Origin of the sequence: Fibrobacter succinogenes (assembly GCF_902779965.1) — a bacterium.
GTDB classification, from domain to species: domain Bacteria; phylum Fibrobacterota; class Fibrobacteria; order Fibrobacterales; family Fibrobacteraceae; genus Fibrobacter; species Fibrobacter succinogenes_F.
This window is the reverse complement of record NZ_CACZDK010000003.1, coordinates 138,935-159,598: the sequence shown is the minus strand read 5'-3', so window position 1 is coordinate 159,598 and position 20,664 is coordinate 138,935. Positions and strand designations below refer to the sequence as shown.

Genomic DNA, 20,664 nt, shown 5'->3' with positions numbered 1-20,664 from the left:
AAATTGCACTTCGATGCTTAGAGCTTTTCGCTTTATTGTCGATTTGTTTACCCAAAGGCATGGCGTTGTCGCTTTTGCCTTTTTTCTCGTTTTAGGCATATTGATGCATGCGTCTTCGACGGCGGTACGCGAGAGTATTGTCTCTACGGCGCTGTCGTCGGTGTTTTATCCGGTACAGTTGCTGGTATCGTCCGTGAATGACTTTAAGTCGTTGCAGGCCGAGAACGAGCATCTGAAGGAAGAAAATGCGCGGTTGCGTCAGGAAACGTACCATGCAAGCGAAGGCCTGCAGGAGTTGGCTAGGCTCCATACGCTGGTGCGTTTTGACGACAAGTGGGATTTCCCGATTGTGACGTCTCGCGTGGTGGGGCATAACCCTGGGCGCTTTCTGACAACGCTTGTCATCAATCGCGGAACGCATCATGGAGTCAAGGACAATATGCCGGTGTTCTCGATGAACGGGCTTGTGGGGAAGATTTCGAAGGCGATGCTCACGCATTCCCGCGTACAGCTCTTGGTGGACCCGAACCTGAAACTCTCTGTGCTTGAACGCCGTACGCGCGTGGTGGGCTTTTTGGAATCTGTGGATGGTCATTTGCTCTCGGCGATGATTCCCTCGCATGCGGGCGTTGCCGAAGGCGATACGCTCATTACGTCGGGGCTTGGCGGCATTTTCCCGAAGGGAATTCCTGTGGGCACAGTGCACAAGGTTCGTAAGGCGGATTTGGACGTGATGAGCCTGATGGATGTGCAGCCGTTTCAGGAATTTTCAACGCTGGAAGAAGTGTTCGTGATGCAGAAGGAACCGGATTGGATTATCCAGGAGTTGCTGAATGAGTAACTACGGATGGTTAAAGACGTTTCTCATGTTTGTCGCTGCCTTTGCCATGCAGTCTTCTGTTGGCGATTGGCTGAAGATTCTGGATGTCGGGCCTGATTTTGTGGTCATCTTTATTGTGTCCGTGGCTTTGCGTCATGGGGCCGCTACGGGCTGTTTCTGGGGCTTCTTGGCTGGTTTTACGCTGGATGTCTATGCTCCGGTGGAATGGCTTGGTGCAAACGCGATTGCGATGACGATTGTGGGCTTTGCCGTGGGGCAGCTCGAAGAGCATTTCTTGACGCTCAACTTGCCTCCAAAGGTTGGAGTCCTTGGCCTTGCGTTTTTCGTAAACGATATGTTCTATTTCCTCATTACAGGCCTTGAAAAAGATGTCGTGACGACGCTTTTTGTCACAAGGACTGTGCCGGAGTGCATTTACACCGTCGTTATCGGTGGTATTTTGTTTTACCTCACTTCGGGGAAAAAGTCGAATGTATAGCGACGCCGAAAATGAAGCGAGGGTACGCAGAAATTGGAACGTCTTGATTTTCTTGGCGGCGACGGTCATCCTTTTTACGGTGATTTTGTTCAGGCTGTTTTCGTTACAGTACATCCATTACGAAGAAAATTTCCAGCGTTCCGAAAACAACCGCTTGCGCAGAATCGAGCTGATTGCCGATCGCGGTTACATTTACGATCGTAATGGTCAAGTGCTGGTGCGTAACCGCCCCTCGTACCAAATAGCGCTCCAGGCCCTCGAAATGCCCCGCAAGAAGGCGGGGCGAGATTCTGTTTTCCAGCGCTTGCTGAATATTTGCGATGCTTCGGGCGCGCGTCTTTTCGATTCGCTTTCGCTCGATACCGCGTTCCAGAGGATTCGTTGGGTGCGCACGCGTCCGGTCCGCATTCTGGAAGATGCCACAATGGAGCAGGTCGCGGTGATCGAAGAGCATTCGACGGAGTTGCCCGGCGTTTCCGTGATTATCGAGTCTCGCCGCGAGTACCCGTACGGGACGCTTGCATCGCATGTGCTTGGCTACACGAGTGAAATTTCGGAAGAGCAGTTGAAGCTTCCGGAATACGCCTCTTATTCGCAGGGCGATCGCATTGGGCAAAAGGGATTGGAACAAGAATACGATAAGGAGTTCCGCGGGAAAAACGGGCTCAAGCTTGTGGAAGTGAATGCCTCGGGACGCGAGGTTCGAACGCTTTCGGATGTGGGTGGCTTTATTGCGCCGGAGCCTGGCTTGCACATGGTTTCGACGATTGACTTGAAGTTGCAGAAAGCTGCCGAGGCTGCGATTCCCGATTCGGTGAAGGGGGCTTTGGTGGCGCTTGACCCGCGCAATGGTGAAATTCTAGCAATGGTATCTTCGCCGAGGCTAGACCCGAATATATTCTCTCTTAAAAAACGTGAACGCAACAAGGGGTGGGCTCATGTGGCGCTTGATTCCATGAGGCCGCTCACGAACCGCGCTATTTCGGGTGTTTACCCGCCGGCATCCATTTTTAAGCTGGTGACGTCGGGTGCTGGACTTGAAAGCGGTATTATTTCGGAGACAAAGTATTATCCGAAGGCCTGTACGGGCGGTTATCAGTACGGGGCGCGTTACCAAAGGTGCTGGGGCGTGCATGGAAACTTGAACGTGGTGCATGCGCTTCGCCTTTCGTGCGATGTGTATTTTTATCAGGCCGGCCTAGAAATTGACATGGCGCGTATCAATGAATTTGCTCGACGCTTTGGCTATGGTGAAAAACTTTTGGGTGTGGATATTCCTGGCGAACGCGCGGGCTGGCTCCCAGATTCGGCTTCGTTCAACCAAAGGAACAAGCGCTTGGGCTGGCGTTGGGCGCGCGGGCTTATTCTGAACCTTTCGATTGGGCAAGGACAGATGGTGACACCGCTCCAGCAGGCCGTGTTTATTGGCTCCTTGGCGACGAACAAGGGCGTTTATCGGCCACACTTTATGAAGGAATTGCAGGACGCGCAGGGCAATGTGGTGCGCCGTTATGAACCAAAAATCATCCGTCCGGGAACGATGAAACCCGAAACGCACCGTGTGCTTTTGAATGCGATGGATTCCGTGGTGAACCATCCGGGTGGCACGGGAAAGAAGGGCGCCGTTCCTGGGATTCGCGTGGGCGGAAAGACTGGCTCTGGCGAATGGAAAAAAGGGCAGAAGACTCACGCCTGGTTTGCAGCGGTAGCTCCTCTGGATGATCCGCAAATAGCTGTTTCTGTGATTATAGAAGCAGGCGGTGGCGGTGGTACCGTGGCTGCCCCGATTGCACACAAAGTGTTAATGACCTTCTTTGGTAAGGAGGAGGAAGAAGAACAATGAGTAACGAGCGCATTTCGGACAAGTCCCTAAAATTTGATTGGTTCTTTATCGGAGTTACGCTCACGCTCATGACGTTTGGCGTGTTTCTTGTGTACTCGGCAACCATGAATGAAGAAATGGTGTTTTATGATGCCCGTTGGTTTAGACAAATTCTTTACTTTGTGACGGGAATTGCCATTGCGATTGGACTTGTATTTGTAAAGATTGATTGGCTCAAGCGCGCTGCTGTTCCGTCTTATGTGTTTGCGCTTCTTTTGCTAGTGTTCGTGCTTATTTTTGCGGGCGATGTGAAGGGCGCAGGGCGTTGGATTGACTTGAAAGTCATAAAGCTCCAGCCTTCGGAATTTGCAAAGATTGCATACCTGATTACGATATCGTATTGGCTTTCGAAACACCCGGTGAGCTTGCATAACCTCAAGACGTTTTTGGTGCCGCTTGGACTTTTTATTGTGCCGTTCTTGCTGGTGCTAAAGCAACCGGATTTGAGTACCGCGCTTGTGTTTACGGCGATGACTTTTGTCGGATTCTTTTTTGCGGGGCTGACTTTTACGGACTTGTTCTTGATTGTAAGCCCTGTGCTATCGGTGCTGTTCTTGCATTCGCAGTCCATGGTGTTTCAAGTGCTGTGGGGTATGCTGATTTGTGTTGTCGTATTTTCGGTGCTCCGTAGGCATTTGTCCAAGAAGCTTTCGGGTGTGATTATCGCAACGAACATTTTGGCTGGGTACGCAAGCTCGATGGTGTGGAACATGTTGGAACCTCACCAGCAAAAGCGAGTGAACACTTTCCTTGATCCGATGAGTGATCCGCTTGGCGATGGTTATCAAGTGTTGCAATCGTTGACGGCAATTGGTAGCGGTGGCATTGGTGGCAAGGGCTTTGGGAATGGCTCGCAGACGAACCTCTCGTTTTTGCCCGAAGAACATACGGATTTTATTTTTAGTGTGCTTGGGGAACAGTTTGGTTTTGTCGGGTGTGCTGCGGTTCTCGTGCTGTTTACGCTATTTCTGTGGCGCGCCTCGTCGATTTGCAGGACTAATGACGACCCGTTTGTGACGCTCGTGACGATGGGCGCTTCGACGATTTTCTTGTTCCACATTACGGTGAATATCGCAATGACGATTGGCCTTATGCCGGTGACGGGGCTTCCGCTTCCGTTCCTCTCTTACGGCGGTTCGTTTGCGTTGGTGTGTATGTTCCTCGTGGGGCTATTGATGTGCCTCAGGTATCAGGGGAATAAGTGATTGTTGGTAGGCAGTAGGAAGTAGGCAGTTGGTAGAACTTAGTTGGCAAAACTTAGAAATTGGTGAAGTCATCCTGAACGCGTAGTGTGAAGGATCCAGTGAAGTTTTAGTTGGCAGAACTTAGAACTTAGAGCTTAGTAGGAAATAGACGGTAGGAAGTAGGACAAATGCGAGTCCACAAGTTGCCTCTCGCTTGATTCCTTTGTGAGTCATTCTCGACCCTGGAGTGCGTAGCACGATAGGGGCGGGAATCCATACAGTTCTGACTGTAGATACGGAACTTCTTGCATCCCTAATTCCTAAAACTTAACGCCTAAATCATGTTGACAAAAAATTACAGTCCAAATGTCTGAAAAAAGCGTGTTATAGAGATGGGGCGCGTTTTGCGTCACCTTTATAGCAGGAGGCTTGAATGGACGTTTTGCGGACTGTTGCAAATTTTGTTTTTGGGATGGAATGCTTGGGGTGCGGGACTTCGTCGGAGAGGTTGGATCCGTGGCTGTGTCCGGCATGTGCGGCTGAACTTGCGCGCGAAGCACTTTCGCCCTCGTTCCCGAGCGATGATGCGTTTTGCCTATTCCCGATGCGGCCTTTGACGAGGCGCCTTGTGCATGCGCTCAAGTACCGCAATATTCCTGGTTTGGCTTCGTACTTGGTGCGTCATTCGTCGGCGGTGAAGCGAGGTGCGGTGGGGCAAGAGCTTTCGATGCTTGCGCAACCGCTTTATTTTGTGCCGGTGCCGCTGCACAGGGCGAGGTATCGCGAGCGGGGCTATAATCAGGCGGCGTTGTTGGCGGCGGCACTGGCGACTGCGACTGGTGGTAGGATCTGCCGTTGGCTAAAGCGCAAGACGTTCGTGGTTTCGCAGACGAAGCTTTCGAAGGAGGATCGCGAATTGAATGTGGCAGGTGCGTTTGTTGCGGATTTTCCGCATAAAATGCCTGAGCGGGGGAGTGTCGTTGTCGTGGATGATGTGTTTACGACGGGAGCGACAACTTCGGCGTGCTTGGCTGCGTTTGGTGCCGATTTCCCGCTACCGCTGAAGGTCTGTACTTTGATTTACGATGAACCGGCATCTGCGGCTGCCGACTATGCTGCTGATTGTAGGGCGGACTGGGACGGGCTTCGCGGTAGGCAGTAGGCAGTTGGTAGAACTTAGAACATTCCTTTCGCTCTAAAAGCAAATGTCAAAGTTCAGCCAAACAAAAAAGCTCCCCGAAGGGAGCTTTTTACGGAGGAAGAGGGACTCGAACCCCCAAGCCTTACGGCGGCGGTTTTCAAGACCGCTGACTTACCAATTAGCCTATTCCTCCAATTGGTGCGCAAAGAATAGAAAAAATACTCCGATCTCGTCAACGATACTTTGCATTTTGTGCTGAATTAATTATTTTTTTACATATCATGGCATACGAAGTCAACGATTCTGATCTTGGGGACAGTCAAGTCGCTGCCCTTTTGTTCGAGTACATGCCAAAAATCGCAGCAGAGTACCATACGGATAGTCTTCTGTTGCTCATGGCGGACTTGGGTAGGCGAATCGTTCAGGCCGACCGTTGTTCGTTGTGGCTTATTGACGAAGAGCGCAATGAATTGTGGACCAAGGTGGCTCATGGTGTGGATGAACTTCGTATTCCTCTCACGGCTGGATTTGTCGGGTATTCTCTCAAGACGGGTCAGCCTGTTTTAGTCGAAGACGCCTATCAAGATTCCAGGTTTGACCGCCGTAGTGATATCAAGAACGGTTATCACACGACATCCGTGATGACAATGCCTATGGAAAGCGAAGGGCGCGTGATGGGGGTGTTCCAGGCCATAAACAAGATTGGTAACAATGTGTTCTTTTCTCAATCGGACTTGGAACATCTAAAGCTCATATCGGTTTATTCCGCAAAGACGATTGAATCGGCTATTCGCGCTCAGGAACTGGAACGCAAGGCTAAGGAACTTGAATCGGCACACATGGAGCTCATCCGCATTTTGGGTGAAGTTTCTGAATTCCGCAGCCAGGAAGTGGGTGATCACATTCATCGCGTTTCTGAATTGGCCAAAATGTTTGCGCGTCATTATGGCTTATCGGCCAAAGAGCAGGACTTGATTTACTATGCATCGCTTCTCCATGATTTGGGCAAGGTGGGCATTCCTGATGAGGTGCTGAAGAAAGAAGGGCGCTTGACGGATAGTGAGTATGTCCAGATGAAAAGCCACGCTGTTATTGGCCGTACTCTTCTTCGCGATTCCAAGACGGAGTTGTTGCGCGTGGCCGCTGATATTGCGGGGGCGCATCATGAACGTTGGGACGGGTCTGGATATCCGGATGGGCTTGAAGGGGAAAATATTCCGCTGGCGGCCCGCATTTGCTCTGTGGCTGATGTATTCGATGCCCTTGTTTGCCCCCGCTGTTACAAAAAAGCCTGGTCGGAAGAAAGCGTCAAAGAAGAAATGAAAAAAAATAGCGGGACGCATTTCCAGCCGGAACTCATTAATATATTGATTGAACATTGGGAAGAATTTTATTCTTGCTATAGGCCTGATGGTGCTTTTGTCAAAAAAGGTCTCTTACCGCGTGTGAAATAAATCACATTTAATCAGATCAGAGAATGCCACGTAGCGGCTACAGACGAGAGACGAAAGAAAATTTTTTCGATGCCTCGTCTTTTTTTATGATGAGGCTTTTTTTGTGCTTTTCTCGGAAAATTGCCGAAAATAAAGAAAAAACCTCGGTTTTCACCGAGGTTTCTTCGTGGTTCCGATTGGAATTGAACCAACGACACGCGGATTTTCAGTCCACTGCTCTACCAACTGAGCTACAGAACCATTTCGATGACCCAAAGATAGTTTAATATTTCACACTTGTCAAGGGTAAAGAGAATATTACTGTTATTTTTTTAAAAAAACTACTAAATTTAGTTGTGTTGGATGGAACAAAGGTGTCCCATGGTAAAATCTATGGGAAGTGTATTCTTTATTTTAGGTGGTCGCCGTGATTCGCTCAAAAAAATGGATTAAAGAGATTCTTTCTCTGGCTGCGGTTCTTGGTACAGCTTTTGTTGTTGGCTGTGCTGATGACAATGATGATGGTAATTTTACAAAACCTGATGAACCCGGAAGTCAGTGCTTGAACACTAATGGTTGTGATCAAAATAAAACGGGCTCTTCTTCTAGTGCGACGATTCCGTATTCCTCAAGTACGGAATACATAAAAATTATTAATTCCAGTAACGATACTGTTTGGGTCCCTATTTATGTCCAGCTTCCGCCCGATACCGCTCTTCGTTGGATTGGACAATCGGCTTTGCGTATAACGGAAATTTCTCCGTTGAATATGGATTGGTACGATGAAGAAGGCAATGATCCGTCTTGGGTTGAAATCTACAACTCCAGTGATCAGGACATCGATCTTGAAGGCTATACACTTGTTGAGAATTTGAAGAACTTGCGCAAGTGGGTCTTTGGCCATGATATTCTCAAGGCTAAATCTTTTAGAGTTATATTCTGCGATAAGAAAAATATTTCTGCAGTAGCTGTTGCTGATAACGATAACCGTCATACGCGTCCGCATACGAATTGGAAGCTAGATAAGAATGGGGGTACGCTTTACTTGGTCGACAGGTTTAACGGAATCCGTGACTCGGTGGCATACCCTGAATTGACTGCCGGTCTCAGCTGGGGCATTGTCGATGGCGGCTATTGGAAGTACTTTGAAAAAGCGACTCCGGAAAAACCGAATACGACAAAATCTTATGATGAAGTTGCTCCTTCTGCTGACATGAGCGGCCTCAAGTCCGGTTTCTATAGCGAAGCATTTACTTTGAATCCGCCTTCTCTTGATGAAGGTGTCAAGCTCCGCTGCACGACGGACGGCTCTGTGCCGACCGAAAATTCTCCGGAATTCAATTCTCCGAAACGTATTGACCATAGCGTGGCTTTCCGTTGCGCTTCGTTTAAGAAGGGTGCACTTTCGAGTAAAGTAACGACCCGTACGTTCTTCGTTGATGAAGAAGCTGTGAAGATGCCGATTGTTGCGATCAGCGTTGACTCCAGCTTCTTCCGTGAACATTATATTAAGACGAAGTGCGATGCCCCGAAGGGTTGTCCGGACAGCGTCGGTCTTTATGCCGATGTGGAATACCCGGTTCATGTTGAATATTTCGAAAAGGGTTCTTCGACTAAGGATGGCTCTACATGGGAAAAGGATGCCGGTATTTCTTTGATGGGTGGCTATAGTCGCTTGAATGACAAGAAGTCCGTTGCCATCCGCCTCCGTGAAGAATATGAAGAAGGTAGCATCAATTATCCGTTGTTCGAAACTCGCAAGGGCGTGAATGACAAGTATAAAGCATTCAACCTCCGCAATAACGGTAACCGCTTTGTGAGTGACTACATTGAAGATGCTATGGGTGGCGCGCTCCTTGAAGGGACAAGCGTGGATTACCAGAGAAGCCGCCAAGTGGTGGTGTTCTACAACGGCAAGTACTATGGCATCCATGACATGCGTGAACGTTTCAACAAGCATTACGTAGAAACGAACTACAAGATTGATGCCAACTCGGTGAACTTCATCAAGCACTTGGGGAAAGAAGTTGAAGCCAGCAATGGTACGATTGACGCCTACAAGAACATGCTTCATTTTGTGGCTACAAATGATTTTTCTGGCGAAAACAATGCCAATTACGCTTCGGCAAAGTTGATGCTTGACGTGGGTAACTTGGCGGATTACATGGCTGCTGAAATTTATATGCACAATGGCGACTGGCCGAACAACAACGTTCGTGCATGGTCTGCTCCGGAACACCCGTGGAAGTTCATGGTTTATGACCTTGATCATGGTTTTGACTGGACTTGGGGCGTAAATGGCGGTGAATTTGCCCAAGGCAGCAACATGTTTGCTTGGATTAAGAAGGGCGGCGGAAATAAGCCGTGCAAGGAAGAAGGTTGCTTTGCTAACCTCTATATCCAGCTTATCAAGAACCCGGAATTCAAGCGTATGTTCATCAACCGCTCTGCATTGATGTTCAATAGCTATACGAACGCTAAGAATGTTGAAAAGATTGTCGATGCCATGGTTGCAACGATTGACAATAACGAAATGAACCGCGACCTTGAAAAGTTCAAGCAGAATGAAAGGTACTATCACAACTCTTGTCCTGATGACAATGGCTTCAGCAAGACTGGCTCATGCTTGAAGAAATGGGCTAAAGATCGCGATCCGGTGGTCCTTCAGGAATACCAGGAAGAATTTGGCTTGAGCGGTACGGCTTCTGTGAGCATCAGTGCTTCTGGAAACGGTTCCGTGCTTATGGAAGGTGCAAAACTCCCGAGCAAGGATTTCAAGGGCAAGTTCTTTGTTGGCGTTAAAATGGAACTCAAGGCAGTTCCTGATAATGGAGCTGTGTTTACTGGATGGAACGATGGCGTGACGGACAATCCGCGTTTGGTGGATGTGAAGGAAGGCGCAAGCTTCACGGCTCAATTCAAGTAAAAAGTTTGCTGTAACGCGGCATCTTGATTTTTCCCCGCAATCTGATTGATTTGCGGGGATTTTTGTATGTATGAAAAGGACCGGTGGGTTAAGGGATTTGATGCCTTGCTTGACTCCGTTCTCTTTGGCTATAAAGTTGTGAAGCGGTAATCGAAATAATTTCTAAATTGTCTTTTATGAAAAGTCCTGTGCGTCATATGTTCGATGGCATTGCGAGCCGTTACGATTTCTTGAATCATTTCTTGAGCTGTTATCAGGATGTGCTGTGGCGCAGGTATTGCTGCAAGTACTTGAAAAAGTTGATGGCGGTGGATGGAATTGCACCGGAAAATGCCGGTTGCATGACGAGTAAAGGGCCGAAGGTTGCAGACAATGCGGTAGAAAATGCGCGGAAGGTTCGCTTGTTGGACTTGTGCGGTGGCACGGGTGATTTTGCAAACACGTTCCGCAAGATTTTTGAAGGCGGATGTGCTTGCTGCTCTGCGAAAGCGTATCCTCAGAAAGGGACTGCGCAATTTTTGTCGCAAAAGGGGACTGCGCGCGAATTTGTTGTAGACCCGGCGGTGATTGGCGATTTTTCGTATGGGATGCTCGCCGAAGTCAAACCGAAAAAGATTGACGCGCATGCGGTGCAGCTCGATGCCATGAAAATGCCGTTTGCGGAGCGTCAATTCGATGTGATTCTGAACGGCTTTGGCATGCGCAATGTGCCCGATGCGCGCGGCGCCTTGCTGGAATCGTACCGTGTGCTGGATGCTGGCGGATACCTTTGTGTTTTGGAATTTTTCTCGCCGAGGAACTTGTTCAATAAGTTCTTTTACAAAGTGCTCGCGCCGCTTTTTATCCCGGTAATGGGTGCGTTTTTTAGTGGCAAGCGTGACGCTTACGAATACTTGGTGAATTCGATTATCCGATTCTTGCCGGTCGATGATTTTTGCAAGATGGCCGAAGAATGCGGTTTTGAAGTCAAGAAAGTCAAGATGTTCGATGGTGGAATTTCTTTTGGCGTGTTTTTGCATAAGCCTGTGAGTGCATCATGAGTCGATATGTGCTAGGCGTTACGGGTGCGAGCGGTGGCATTTATGCCACGCGCACAGCGATGCATTTGCATCGCTGTGGTCACGATGTCACGCTTATCGTGACGCACCCTGGAAAGCAGGTGCTGGAATATGAAGGCCAGAATGCGCTTTATGACTATTGCAAAGACGTGTGCAATGTCGATGAGTTCTTTGCGGAATGTGCAAGCGGTAGCGCCAATTATGCGGGAATGGCTGTGGTGCCGTGCTCTATGGGAACGCTTGGGCGCATTGCCGCCGGAACGTCGGACAATTTGCTTGTGCGCGCGGCTGATGTTTGCCTCAAGGAACGCCGCCCGCTTGTGATTGTGCCGCGTGAAATGCCGTACAACTTGATTCATATCGAGAATATGAAGCGTGTGACCTTGGCGGGGGCGGTCGTGATTCCGGCTTCGCCGCAATTCTATAGCAAGCCTGCGACAATGGAAGAACTTGTCGATACCGTCGTTGCGAAAATCTTGAAACACTTGGGCGTGGAGCAATCGCTTGTTGCGCAAGTTGCGAGAGTCTGGAGCAAGAATGCTTAATGCTCGAACCTTAACTGGATCCTTCGACTGCGTGCTGCGCACTTCGCTCAGGATGACAACTAGCGACCAATCACTAACCACTAACCACTTCCTACTTGCACTTTCACTTCGTTCAAGTGCCAATAGTGCGCAAGGTTATGACGCAGCAAAGTACTTGTATTTTGATATGTCATAATTGCAGTCACGAACGCCTTGGCGTTCAATGCTGGCCTCGGTCATGTCCAAGCAAGCTTGGCCGCGACGCTCGACCTATGCATTTGTCCTACTTCTAACTTCCTACTGTCTACTAAATTATGAATAAACTTCTCGAATTTACACATCTTGTTCGTTTAAGCCATTCGTTGTTTGCGATGCCTTTTGCGCTTGGTTCTATGTGGGTTGCTGCAAACGGATTCCGCGATATGAGCGCTTACGAAACGGCCCGCATTATCGTTCTGATTGTCCTTTGCATGGTGACCGCCCGTAACAGCGCCATGAGCTTTAACCGCATTGCCGATGCCAAGTTCGATGCTGAAAATCCGCGTACGGCAAAACGCCATTTGCCGGCTGGTCGCCTGAGCCGCAAATCGGTGATTGCGTTTCTCGCTTTGAACGGAGTCTTATTTGTCGCTTTCGCTTGGATGCTCCAGCCCCTCGCGGGCGCGCTCGCATTCCCGGTGTGGCTATTGCTTCTTTCATATTCTTACTGGAAACGTTTCTCGTGGCTTTGCCATTGGTTCCTCGGCTTTGCTATTGGAATGAGCCCGCTCGGCGCCTGGATTGCCGTGCGTGGCGAATTTGCGGTGTTCCCGATTTTCCTCTTGTTCATTCTGATGCTCTGGATGGGCGGCTTTGACATTATCTATGCGACGCAGGATATCGAAATCGACCGTAAGCAAGGGCTGCATTCCGTACCGGCCCGCTTCGGCCTCGAAAAAGCTTTACGCATTGCGCTTGCGAGCCATTTGGCAATGCTTGCGCTTTGTGTGGTATTCGGCTTTTTCTGGGATATGGGTTGGATTTGGTGGACTGTCACGGGACTCATGACTGCTGCGATAGTCTACATTCACTTGTTCAGAAAATCCAATGATTTGGATGCCATGAACCGCGATTTTTTCCTCGCGAATGTTGCAATTAGCGCACTCGTGATGGTTGGACTTATTGTTTGGATTTGCCTTGGAGGTGATGTTAATGCCCTTTATTAATCGACCGAACGGAAAATTCACGAACGAAGAAAAAGTGAAGATGTTCCACCAAATGGGAGGAGTGGCTGCCGTTTTGGCGCTTGTTTGCGTAATACTCCTCGAAACTGGTGCCGCAGGTCAAAATCGTGAATTGGTGGACATGGGCCTTACCGCGATGATTGTGATGCTAGCCGTTTCGCTCATTGGCAGCATGTATTTTAAGCGGTAGAAAAAAGGCTTGGCCGTTGAACCGCCAAGTCTTAATTATTTTGAATAATCTTTTTGAATGCTATTTCTTTATGCAGCGGACGGATAATCCGACTCTTTTTTGGACTGAATATGTAAGGTTTGTTCGTGTTTCTATTTTAAAATTCATTATCAACGCCGTTGAATCTGACTTTTGCTCTGAAGTCCAGTAAGCTGTGGTCAAATTGGTTGAAGGCCAGTGGTTGTCTAAGAGAAAATAATCTGAGCGAGTTTCGCTGTAGTCGATTCCGTTTCTGTAAAAGACGTTCATGTAGCCTGCCGGCAATGATGAAAATCCACAAATATCTGTATTTGAAGCATCGTAACCGTCGTCGGTTTTGCGTAACTCGGAATCGTCGCATAATTTGTGCAAGGTTTCCCAGTCTGCCGATGTCGGGAGTCTCCATCCGTTGGGGCAAATGCCTTGGTGTGATTCTGAATTGGAAATTTCAACTAAAGTGGGGTTGGCATTCTTGGGTAAGCCGACGGTCATGTCCCAGCTGTACAGGCGGCCGTAGGTTGAGCATCCGTTGTCGTTCCCGCCGCACCAACTGCCATCAACTTCGTATTTTAAGTTTTCTGCCATCCATTCTTGCTTGCCAATTTTGATGGTCTTGTATTGGGTACCGTCTCTAGCGTCTGTCATGGTGCCGTAATCGGCAGGGTCTCTACGCCAGTTTCCATCGAAGCATTGAAGGCGCTTTCCGTTAAAGATTGCCGATGAGCCTTCGTTGGCTACGGAGCATCGGCCGAGATATTGAGCCAATGTTGTTGCCTGAACCCATCTGTAATATCCATTGCTGTTTGTACCGCAATAGTAGGCGGAATCGTTAAATGTCAAAGTGTCGCCTAGTTTGTCTTTGTAGCAAGGGCCTTTGAGGCTGTCTATGGCTTGCAATGCGTACCAACCATAATTATATGTTGAAGAAGTGCTATTCAAGTTGGTGTTGCAATAGTAGTGTTGTCCATTCAAACCTACTGTTAAACCAAGCGCTTGAGTTTCAGAGCTACTGCACCTACCGTACATACTCCAGAATGAACTATTATACCACTCTCCACTACTTCCTCTTGCACAAGCGTAATCCTTGCCATTGTATTCTTTCCATGTTAAACCGGTTCCGTGGCAGAAACCGAGTTCTTTGTCGAGATTATTTTCTTCACGCCAAATGAATCTTGTTTCACTATTTATGTTCTTATAGGTGCAACCGTATTTTTTCCCTTTGTATTCGTGAATTTCATTTTGGTTTTTGCCGGTGCAGAATCCCAGTTCTTTTTCAAGATCGGTGTACTCTTGCCATGTATTGCTGGCGGAGCAATAGTAGTTTTTGTCTTGGTAGACTTCGATTTTACCGAACAGTGCATCGGTGCACTTTTCTAGAACGTATCCGACGGGAGCGATACTCCAGGTGGAACCTGAACAGTAGTAATATTTCCCTTTGTATTCGTATACCTTGGTGCTGGATGTAGTGCAAATTCCTAAGGCGACTTCGATGGAATCAAGAACTTTCCAGCTGGAATTTTTGCATCCGTAGCTTATGTTTCCGAATTCCACAATCTTTCCGGCGATGGCGGAAGTGCAGTTACCGAATGCATCGACAACGGAGTATTTCGACCAACCGCTTTCTTTGCAGATGTAAGTGGTGTCGTTAGATTTTGCAACTTTGTCCAAAACGGCCTTGTAGCAGAGTCCCAAGGTGTTTTCCAATTTGGTCAGTGTTCGCCATTCGTCATTGGCACAGGCATATTTGACGGAGTTATGAATCTTTTCAAAGCCTTCTCTGTCATCGTCGCAGAGTCCGAGAACTTCGGATTTTGTGGCTTGGCGCCAAAGTGAATCGCAAATGTAATCGCGGCCGGTGCTATCTGTTTTTAGCGTACCTTTCAGCTTGGGCGTGCAGAATCCGAAAGCCGATGTGGGGTGCGTGAGTTTTTCCCACTTGGTTGGCGTTTGGCAACCGTATGTGGTTCCGTTGTACGTTCTTGTCGTGTAGAGCTTTGTGGAATCGCAGTTGCCGTAGTAATCGTAAATAGTTGTTGTGCGCCAACCTGTAGAATCGCATATATAGCTTGTGCTGCTCGACTTGAGCGTGTCAATTTTGCCGTAAATTTTTGGTGTGCAAATGCCGAAGTTCTTTTCGGTCGAGAAGAGCGTATCCCATTTCTTGGTGGTACGGCAAACGTAGGTGGTGCCCTTGTATTCAATCTCGTTGTAGAACTTTGTAGAATCGCAGTTCCCATAGAAGTCGGTGAGGACGGTGCTGCGCCAGCCCGTAGAGTCGCAATAGTAAGATTCGTAGCTTCCGTAGCTCTTGAGTGAATCGATCATGCCGATTTTGTTCGGAATGCAGAATCCGATGGAATCTTCGCGGGCGGTAGCTTTGCGCCAGCTCGAATCCTTACAGAGGTAGTTCTTTCCGTAATTTTTCTTCTGTTCCCATTGCCTGTCTTTAACGCATTGGCCGATGGAATCGAGGAGGACCGCCTTGCGCCAGCCCGTTGTGTCGCAGAAGTACTGCGTGGAATCCGATCTGGTTTTTAAGGTTTTCATTTTCTTTAAACTGTCGGGAGTGCAAAGCCCAATGGAATCTTCGATGGTGGTGGGCTTGCGCCAAGTGGAATCGTCGCAGACGTACTTTTGTTCGTAATTGATTTTGAGCGCCCATTGATTCTTGACTGTGCATGTTCCGATGGAGTCCGTGAGCACGGTTTTGCGCCAACCTGTAGAATCGCAGATGTAGTCCGTGGATTCCTTTTTGTTGATGTATGTACCCATTTTTTGGAGGCTGTCCAAATTGCAAAGGCCGATTGCTGTTTCGATGGCCGAGGGCTTGCGCCAAGTGGAATCATCGCAGATGTAGCTTTGACCGTTCAGTTTGCGGACTTCCCACTGGTTTTCCTTGGTGCAGCTTGCGCTGACGTCGTTCATGGTGGCGTATTCCCAGGTGTTGTTTCGACAAATAAACAACGTGTCCTTGTAATAGTGCTTTTCGCCTCTTTCCGAAGAGGAACAGTAATTTTCGTCGTCCTTGACCCACTTCTTTTTATTGCAGTAGTAGTTCTTGCCTTTGCTTGCCACAAAGAAATCGTCAAGTGTCTTGTAGGTAGAGGAATCGCAAGTGGGGAGTTGATTTTCGTTTTCCACAAAATGCGAAAGTTTCATGCAACGGAGAGCGTAATAGGCACTGAAATTGGCTTCGGAAAAATCGTATTTGCCCTTGGAATTGGCTCTGAATACGTTGAAACCAGAGGTAAGGAGGTATGCTTCTTTGTCCATGCGGCTGCATTGAAGATCGCCATTGACGGTTTCGCAGTAACCGGACATTTGCAGGTTGAATCCGAAATCGCGGTCAGCGATGTTGTTGGCAAAGTTGACCAAGTATTCGAAATCGGCTTCGGTAGGAATCTTGAACCCGCTAGGGCACGCTTGGTCGGCATTCATGCTTTGATACAAGCGGCCTTTGGATTCGCAATTTTCGTAATCTTCTTCGTAACAGGAACTGCGGGAGACTTTGTAGTTGGCGTTTTCGGCCATCCAAGTGTAAGGGCCGAATTGAATGGTTTTGTAGGTGTTTCCGCTTTTGGTATCCAGGATTTCGCTTTTGATGATGGTTGCGATGCCTGCTTTGGATTTGTAATTACTACCTATAATGGTGGAATCTTTGAATTCTTCACCGCCAAGGTTGTCTTCGTCATCTTCTTCGTCGGTGTAGTCATCTTCTGTTGCGCTGCTGCCGCTGTCGCCGCCGCATGCGTACATGAAAAACGGAAAAATTAGACACGCTGAAAACAGTGCCTTCCTGGATGCACTTTGAAAAATGTGCATATTGCCTCCTTATTTTAGGCGCAATATACAAATATTATTGTTGTAAGAGCATGGTTACACTTTTCTGTGTAAAAGAAATGTTGTAAAATGTTGTACGTTTGTGCAGATAAAATTTTTGTGTTTTGGGTGCAATCGTAAAATGCGCGTGAAGTGCTTTTGAAAAAGCGTTTGAAATTGCATTTGAAAATGCGCGGGAAATGTGCATAAAAAAGTGCACAAAATGCGCGGAAAACTAAATCTCTAAGTCTGCGGAAATGACAGTTTCGATGGTGCCGTCATCGCATTTGAAAAGGAGGCTGCCGTCTTCTTGCATGTCGAGGATGGTGCCGGATTTTTTGATGGCACCTTCACCTGTTTCGCGATTTTGATCGGTGCAGCGATTGTTTACGACAATGGTGCCGCGTGCGCCGATGAATTGGTCCATTTTGCGCCATGCTTTGACCCAAGGGCGAATGCCGAATGCTTTGAACTGCCCGATGGCGCGTTCTAGGCTGCCGATAAGCTGTTGCAAAAGCTTTTCGCGGTTGATGGTGTGCCCGAAAATGGCTTTGAGTGTTGTGACGGCGCGGCCGATGTGTGCGTAATCTTCGGGATCGCTGTTGACGTTGATGCCTACACCCATGTTGAGGGCCGGGGCTATTGTCATTCCTGCGCTTTCATTCGCCATCTCCGTGGAGGTGGGGATCTTTGCGTAAACAACTTCCGCTAAAATCCCGCAGAACTTGCTTTTGCCGTAGAGAATGTCGTTCGGCCACTTGACCGTTATTTTTTGTGGAGGAGTATTTGTGTTGCTAGTTGAAATTGTGCAGTTTTTGAGGACCGCGCATTTTTCATCTGCACTTTCAAGAATCGCGGAGTCTTGTAATCCATTGAACACTTCGGCAAATGTGAGTGCGGCGACTTGTGTAATTTGTGCAAAACGATTGGCCGGGATTCCTTCGAGCGGGATTAAAATGTTGAAGTAGAGATTTTTTCCGGCGGGGGAGTCCCAAGTGCGTTCGTGGCGACCGTGTCCGTTGCTTTGCGAGTCGGCAACAAAGAGTGTGCCCGGTGCAATCTCTCCGGCGCTTGCCATGGACTTCATGAGCTTGTGCGTACTTTCGATCGTCTCGAAAAGAAACGCCGGTGCGCTACTGAATCCTGTAAGCTGCCAATCTGTGAAATTACGTTCTTGTGAAATCATCGGATAGTTACTAGTTGTTAGAGCTTAGAGCTTAGCTATTCTTCTCTAGGGACTGCCAACTAAGTTCTAAGAGCAGAGCGGACTAAGTTCTGCTAACTGCCGCTCTATTCATCCGCTTGCTTTTCTTGAAGTTCCTTGAGAGCTTCTTCGGGAAAGATATTGAAGAACTCCTGCTTGCGGTCTTCGAAAAGTTGCAACATGCGTTCCTGCTCGAACTGCTCGCGGTCGATGTTTTGCATAAAGAACTCGTCGAGCGCAAAGTTGCGGCTCTGGATCATCTTTTTGATGTCTTCGGACAAGTCAACATTGTCCCAAAGAATGTAGTACGAACCGATAAATCCATCAGCAAAAATATCAACGTTCAACTTAAGGTCGTTTGTTTTCGACGAATCGACCATTTGAACTTTTGTTTCGCGCTTTTCAGGGCGGAAAACGTCAACATCATTAACAGGTTTGCTCAAATCCTGTGCCCAGCAGAATGCTGTTGCACAAAAGAATAACATTACCTTATGCTTGAACGATAAAATCATATTTACAATATACAATGAAAAATGCCAAAAGAACAAAAACGTTTTAAAAAGCGCTGCTGAAAATACAGCTAAAAAAGTGCCGAAATGGTATATGCAACGCTTTTGTTCTGCGAAGTGTATTATATACCCCACTTGTCCGTACTCGTCCTAAGCTCAACCAACTAAATCAATTTCCTACTAAGTTCTAAGTTCTGCCAACTTCCTACTTCCTACTTCCTACCGTCTACTGTCTACTGTCTACTAAATAGCCAGCGGCATCCACGGTTTTACTACGTCGATGGATTCGAGCTTGCCTTGCAACTTGCGGCGGATGGCCGCGGCAGCAATCATCGCTCCGTTGTCTGTACTCAGGCTGCGGTCCGGAACGCAGAAACGGATTCCCTTTTTATCGCAGTAATCCTGCAGGCGCGTACGGAGCCAGCTGTTGGCGCTTACACCACCGCCCATCACGAGCGTTTTCATCTTCGTTTTCTTGAGCGCGTTGATGGTCTTTGAAACAAGGCTATCGACAATGGCATCTTCGAGCGAGGCACAGATGTCGCCGAGGTTCTGCTGGATAAATTCCGGGTCGTGGGTTTCGGTGTAACGGAGTACGGCGGTCTTTAGGCCGCTGAACGAAAATTCGCAGCTGTCGTGCGTGTGGAGTGCACGTGGGAATTCTACGAATTTGCGGTTGTGGTCTTTGCCGAGGCGGCTAATTGTTGCGCCTGCGGGGTACTTGAGGCCAATGAGCTTTCCGCATTTGTCAAATGCTTCACCGGCAGCGTCGTCGCGGGTGCGCCCGATGCTTGTGTACTTGAATCCCGGTTCTTCCATCACGAGTTCCGTGTGGCCGCCCGAGACGGTGAGTGTTAAGAACGGCGGTTCGATGTCCGGGTTAGAGAGCCAGGCGGCGGCAAGATGCCCTTCGAGATGGTTCATGCCGTAAGCCGGAATGTTTAAGTCGCGGGCGAGTCCTTTGGCAAAACTGGCGCCGACGAGGAGCGGCCCCATAAGGCCAGGGCCTGTGGTGTAAGCGATGGCGTCGATGTCTTTAAGCTCGATGCCTGCTTCTTTAACGGCGGCTTCGGCAATGGGCGCAATCTTTTGCAGGTGCGCACGCGCTGCAATTTCGGGAACAACTCCTCCGTAGAGCGCGTGTTCGTCAATTTGGCTATAGAGCGGATTCGAAAGGACTTTGAGCGGGTCGTCCTGCAAAACGGCGCACGCGGTTTCGTCACAGCTGGATTCAATTCCAAGCCAAATCATATTCCGTATTCCTCGTCTTTATCATCGCTTTCGGTATGGGTTTTGATGAGCTTGATCTTGTCAGGTTTGACAAGAACGGCCTTGATGGACATGCTGCGGTCGATGTCTGGCGGCAAGTTCAACTTGATGGTCGGGGCAAGGCTGTCGGCGTCTTCAATAGCGAAGCGGTTGTATTCAATGAAAAGTTCAATGTCGCTGTGCTTGATGGCTTCGATGACTTTTTCACCGCCTGTGATTTCGACGGTTGCCTGTTGCGGCGATAGCGTGTTCAAGGCGCGGTCATAGAAGCCGATAAGCTGGATAGGGATACTCTTGAATTCCTTGGACTTGATTTTTTGGACATCGACAAAAATCTTTGCGACAGAATCGCTAGGCGTTACAAACGGCGGGAGCTGATCGGTTGCGAGCGCAACAGAGAATGTCTGGCTTTCCTTGATGCTGTCTTTGAAGATGGAGTCCGTTGGAATGTCGATAATGCGGGTGAGGGCGTTCCTTGCGCCAGAAACCATGAGGTCTTCTTGCATGAGTTTGGGCTGCTGAACGATGACATAGCCCGGGGCTGCCCCGAAAGTCACATTGTTCTTGATGGGAATGCTGCGTTCGATTCTTGTATCGACGGCGATATCGATGAAGAGGTATTGGTTATCGGGCTCGATGTAATGCACCGATGCAAAGTTCGGAGCGACGAAATTCTTGGAGTCCAGATGAATGCGCTTGGATCCGAGTTCGGCGTTGTGCATATCGACGACCATCGCGGATTGCTTTTGCGATTGCAGACGGATGAGGTCGAGCGGTTTTCCTTCGACGGTTACGGAAACGGTGCTGGGCGGTTTCGATGCTATCGCAAGCGCTTCGGGCAACTTCACGAATGTAAGCGGAACTTCCATCGTCAGTTGGAAGTCCTTGAGCGAGATGACGTAGAACCAGAGGGCCATCGCGCAAACCAATGCGGTTATCTTTAATATGATGTTTCCCATAAAAGC

Annotated in this window: 16 protein-coding genes and 2 tRNA genes; 11 read left to right on the top strand and 7 right to left on the bottom strand. The window is 48.6% G+C overall.

Annotation, left to right across the window (positions count from 1 at the left end):
* Window positions 1-13 precede the first annotated feature (13 nt).
* The 5 genes from mreC (at window position 14) to HUF13_RS02315 (ending at window position 5,547) form a co-directional block, all read left to right on the top strand.
* Window positions 14-841, top strand: a complete 828-nt coding sequence (mreC, locus tag HUF13_RS02335) for a rod shape-determining protein MreC (protein ID WP_173473635.1) — start codon at window positions 14-16, stop codon at window positions 839-841.
* Complete coding sequence (gene mreD / locus HUF13_RS02330) at window positions 834-1,319, top strand: rod shape-determining protein MreD (protein WP_173473634.1); 486 nt, start codon at window positions 834-836, stop codon at window positions 1,317-1,319. The genes mreC and mreD overlap by 8 nt, the downstream gene beginning before the upstream one ends.
* Entirely contained in the window at window positions 1,312-3,162 is a 1,851-nt protein-coding gene (gene mrdA, locus HUF13_RS02325; RefSeq protein WP_173473633.1) for a penicillin-binding protein 2, read from the top strand. The genes mreD and mrdA overlap by 8 nt, the downstream gene beginning before the upstream one ends.
* Window positions 3,159-4,406, top strand: a complete 1,248-nt coding sequence (rodA, locus tag HUF13_RS02320) for a rod shape-determining protein RodA (RefSeq protein ID WP_173473632.1) — start codon at window positions 3,159-3,161, stop codon at window positions 4,404-4,406. The genes mrdA and rodA overlap by 4 nt, the downstream gene beginning before the upstream one ends.
* A gap of 412 nt (window positions 4,407-4,818) precedes the next feature.
* On the top strand, window positions 4,819-5,547 hold the full coding sequence (locus tag HUF13_RS02315; protein WP_173473631.1) for a ComF family protein: 729 nt from the start codon (window positions 4,819-4,821) through the stop codon (window positions 5,545-5,547).
* Between the two features lie 91 nt (window positions 5,548-5,638).
* On the opposite strand, the gene HUF13_RS02310 is transcribed toward HUF13_RS02315, so the two are convergent.
* Window positions 5,639-5,719: transfer RNA gene (locus tag HUF13_RS02310), tRNA-Ser, on the bottom strand.
* Window positions 5,720-5,807: 88 nt separating this feature from the next.
* Between HUF13_RS02310 and HUF13_RS02305 the strand changes: the two genes are divergently transcribed.
* Complete coding sequence (locus HUF13_RS02305; RefSeq protein WP_173473630.1) at window positions 5,808-6,980, top strand: HD-GYP domain-containing protein; 1,173 nt, start codon at window positions 5,808-5,810, stop codon at window positions 6,978-6,980.
* 167 nt (window positions 6,981-7,147) lie between these two features.
* Here HUF13_RS02305 and HUF13_RS02300 read toward each other — a convergent pair.
* Window positions 7,148-7,220, bottom strand: a tRNA-Phe gene (locus HUF13_RS02300).
* Window positions 7,221-7,386: 166 nt separating this feature from the next.
* On the opposite strand from HUF13_RS02300, the gene HUF13_RS02295 reads away from it, so the two are divergent.
* From HUF13_RS02295 to HUF13_RS02275, 5 genes are all read left to right on the top strand, one after another.
* Window positions 7,387-9,885: a CotH kinase family protein gene (locus HUF13_RS02295; RefSeq protein ID WP_173473629.1), complete on the top strand. Its 2,499-nt coding sequence runs from the start codon at window positions 7,387-7,389 to the stop codon at window positions 9,883-9,885.
* A 176-nt stretch (window positions 9,886-10,061) separates the two neighbouring features.
* On the top strand, window positions 10,062-10,925 hold the full coding sequence (locus tag HUF13_RS02290) for a class I SAM-dependent methyltransferase (RefSeq protein WP_173473628.1): 864 nt from the start codon (window positions 10,062-10,064) through the stop codon (window positions 10,923-10,925).
* A complete protein-coding gene (locus HUF13_RS02285; protein WP_173473627.1) occupies window positions 10,922-11,488 on the top strand; it encodes a UbiX family flavin prenyltransferase in 567 nt (188 codons plus the stop codon). The genes HUF13_RS02290 and HUF13_RS02285 overlap by 4 nt, the downstream gene beginning before the upstream one ends.
* Before the next feature lie 293 nt (window positions 11,489-11,781).
* Complete coding sequence (locus tag HUF13_RS02280) at window positions 11,782-12,672, top strand: 4-hydroxybenzoate octaprenyltransferase (RefSeq protein WP_173473626.1); 891 nt, start codon at window positions 11,782-11,784, stop codon at window positions 12,670-12,672.
* Window positions 12,659-12,880: a hypothetical protein gene (locus tag HUF13_RS02275; RefSeq protein ID WP_173473625.1), complete on the top strand. Its 222-nt coding sequence runs from the start codon at window positions 12,659-12,661 to the stop codon at window positions 12,878-12,880. Before HUF13_RS02280 ends, HUF13_RS02275 begins: the two co-directional genes overlap by 14 nt.
* Before the next feature lie 60 nt (window positions 12,881-12,940).
* Here the strand turns inward: HUF13_RS02275 and HUF13_RS02270 are convergent, their stop codons facing one another.
* The 5 genes from HUF13_RS02270 to HUF13_RS02250 form a co-directional block, all read right to left on the bottom strand.
* Entirely contained in the window at window positions 12,941-16,654 is a 3,714-nt protein-coding gene (locus tag HUF13_RS02270) for an FISUMP domain-containing protein (protein ID WP_304038723.1), read from the bottom strand.
* A 298-nt stretch (window positions 16,655-16,952) separates the two neighbouring features.
* On the bottom strand, window positions 16,953-17,903 hold the full coding sequence (locus HUF13_RS02265) for a biotin--[acetyl-CoA-carboxylase] ligase (protein WP_173473623.1): 951 nt from the start codon (window positions 17,901-17,903) through the stop codon (window positions 16,953-16,955).
* A 104-nt stretch (window positions 17,904-18,007) separates the two neighbouring features.
* Entirely contained in the window at window positions 18,008-18,406 is a 399-nt protein-coding gene (locus HUF13_RS02260) for a hypothetical protein (RefSeq protein ID WP_304038722.1), read from the bottom strand.
* Between the two features lie 267 nt (window positions 18,407-18,673).
* Window positions 18,674-19,681, bottom strand: coding sequence for a tRNA (adenosine(37)-N6)-threonylcarbamoyltransferase complex transferase subunit TsaD (tsaD, locus tag HUF13_RS02255; protein WP_173473621.1), 1,008 nt, complete (start codon window positions 19,679-19,681; stop codon window positions 18,674-18,676).
* Window positions 19,678-20,658, bottom strand: coding sequence for a YbbR-like domain-containing protein (locus tag HUF13_RS02250; protein ID WP_173473620.1), 981 nt, complete (start codon window positions 20,656-20,658; stop codon window positions 19,678-19,680). The genes tsaD and HUF13_RS02250 overlap by 4 nt, the downstream gene beginning before the upstream one ends.
* Window positions 20,659-20,664 lie beyond the last annotated feature (6 nt).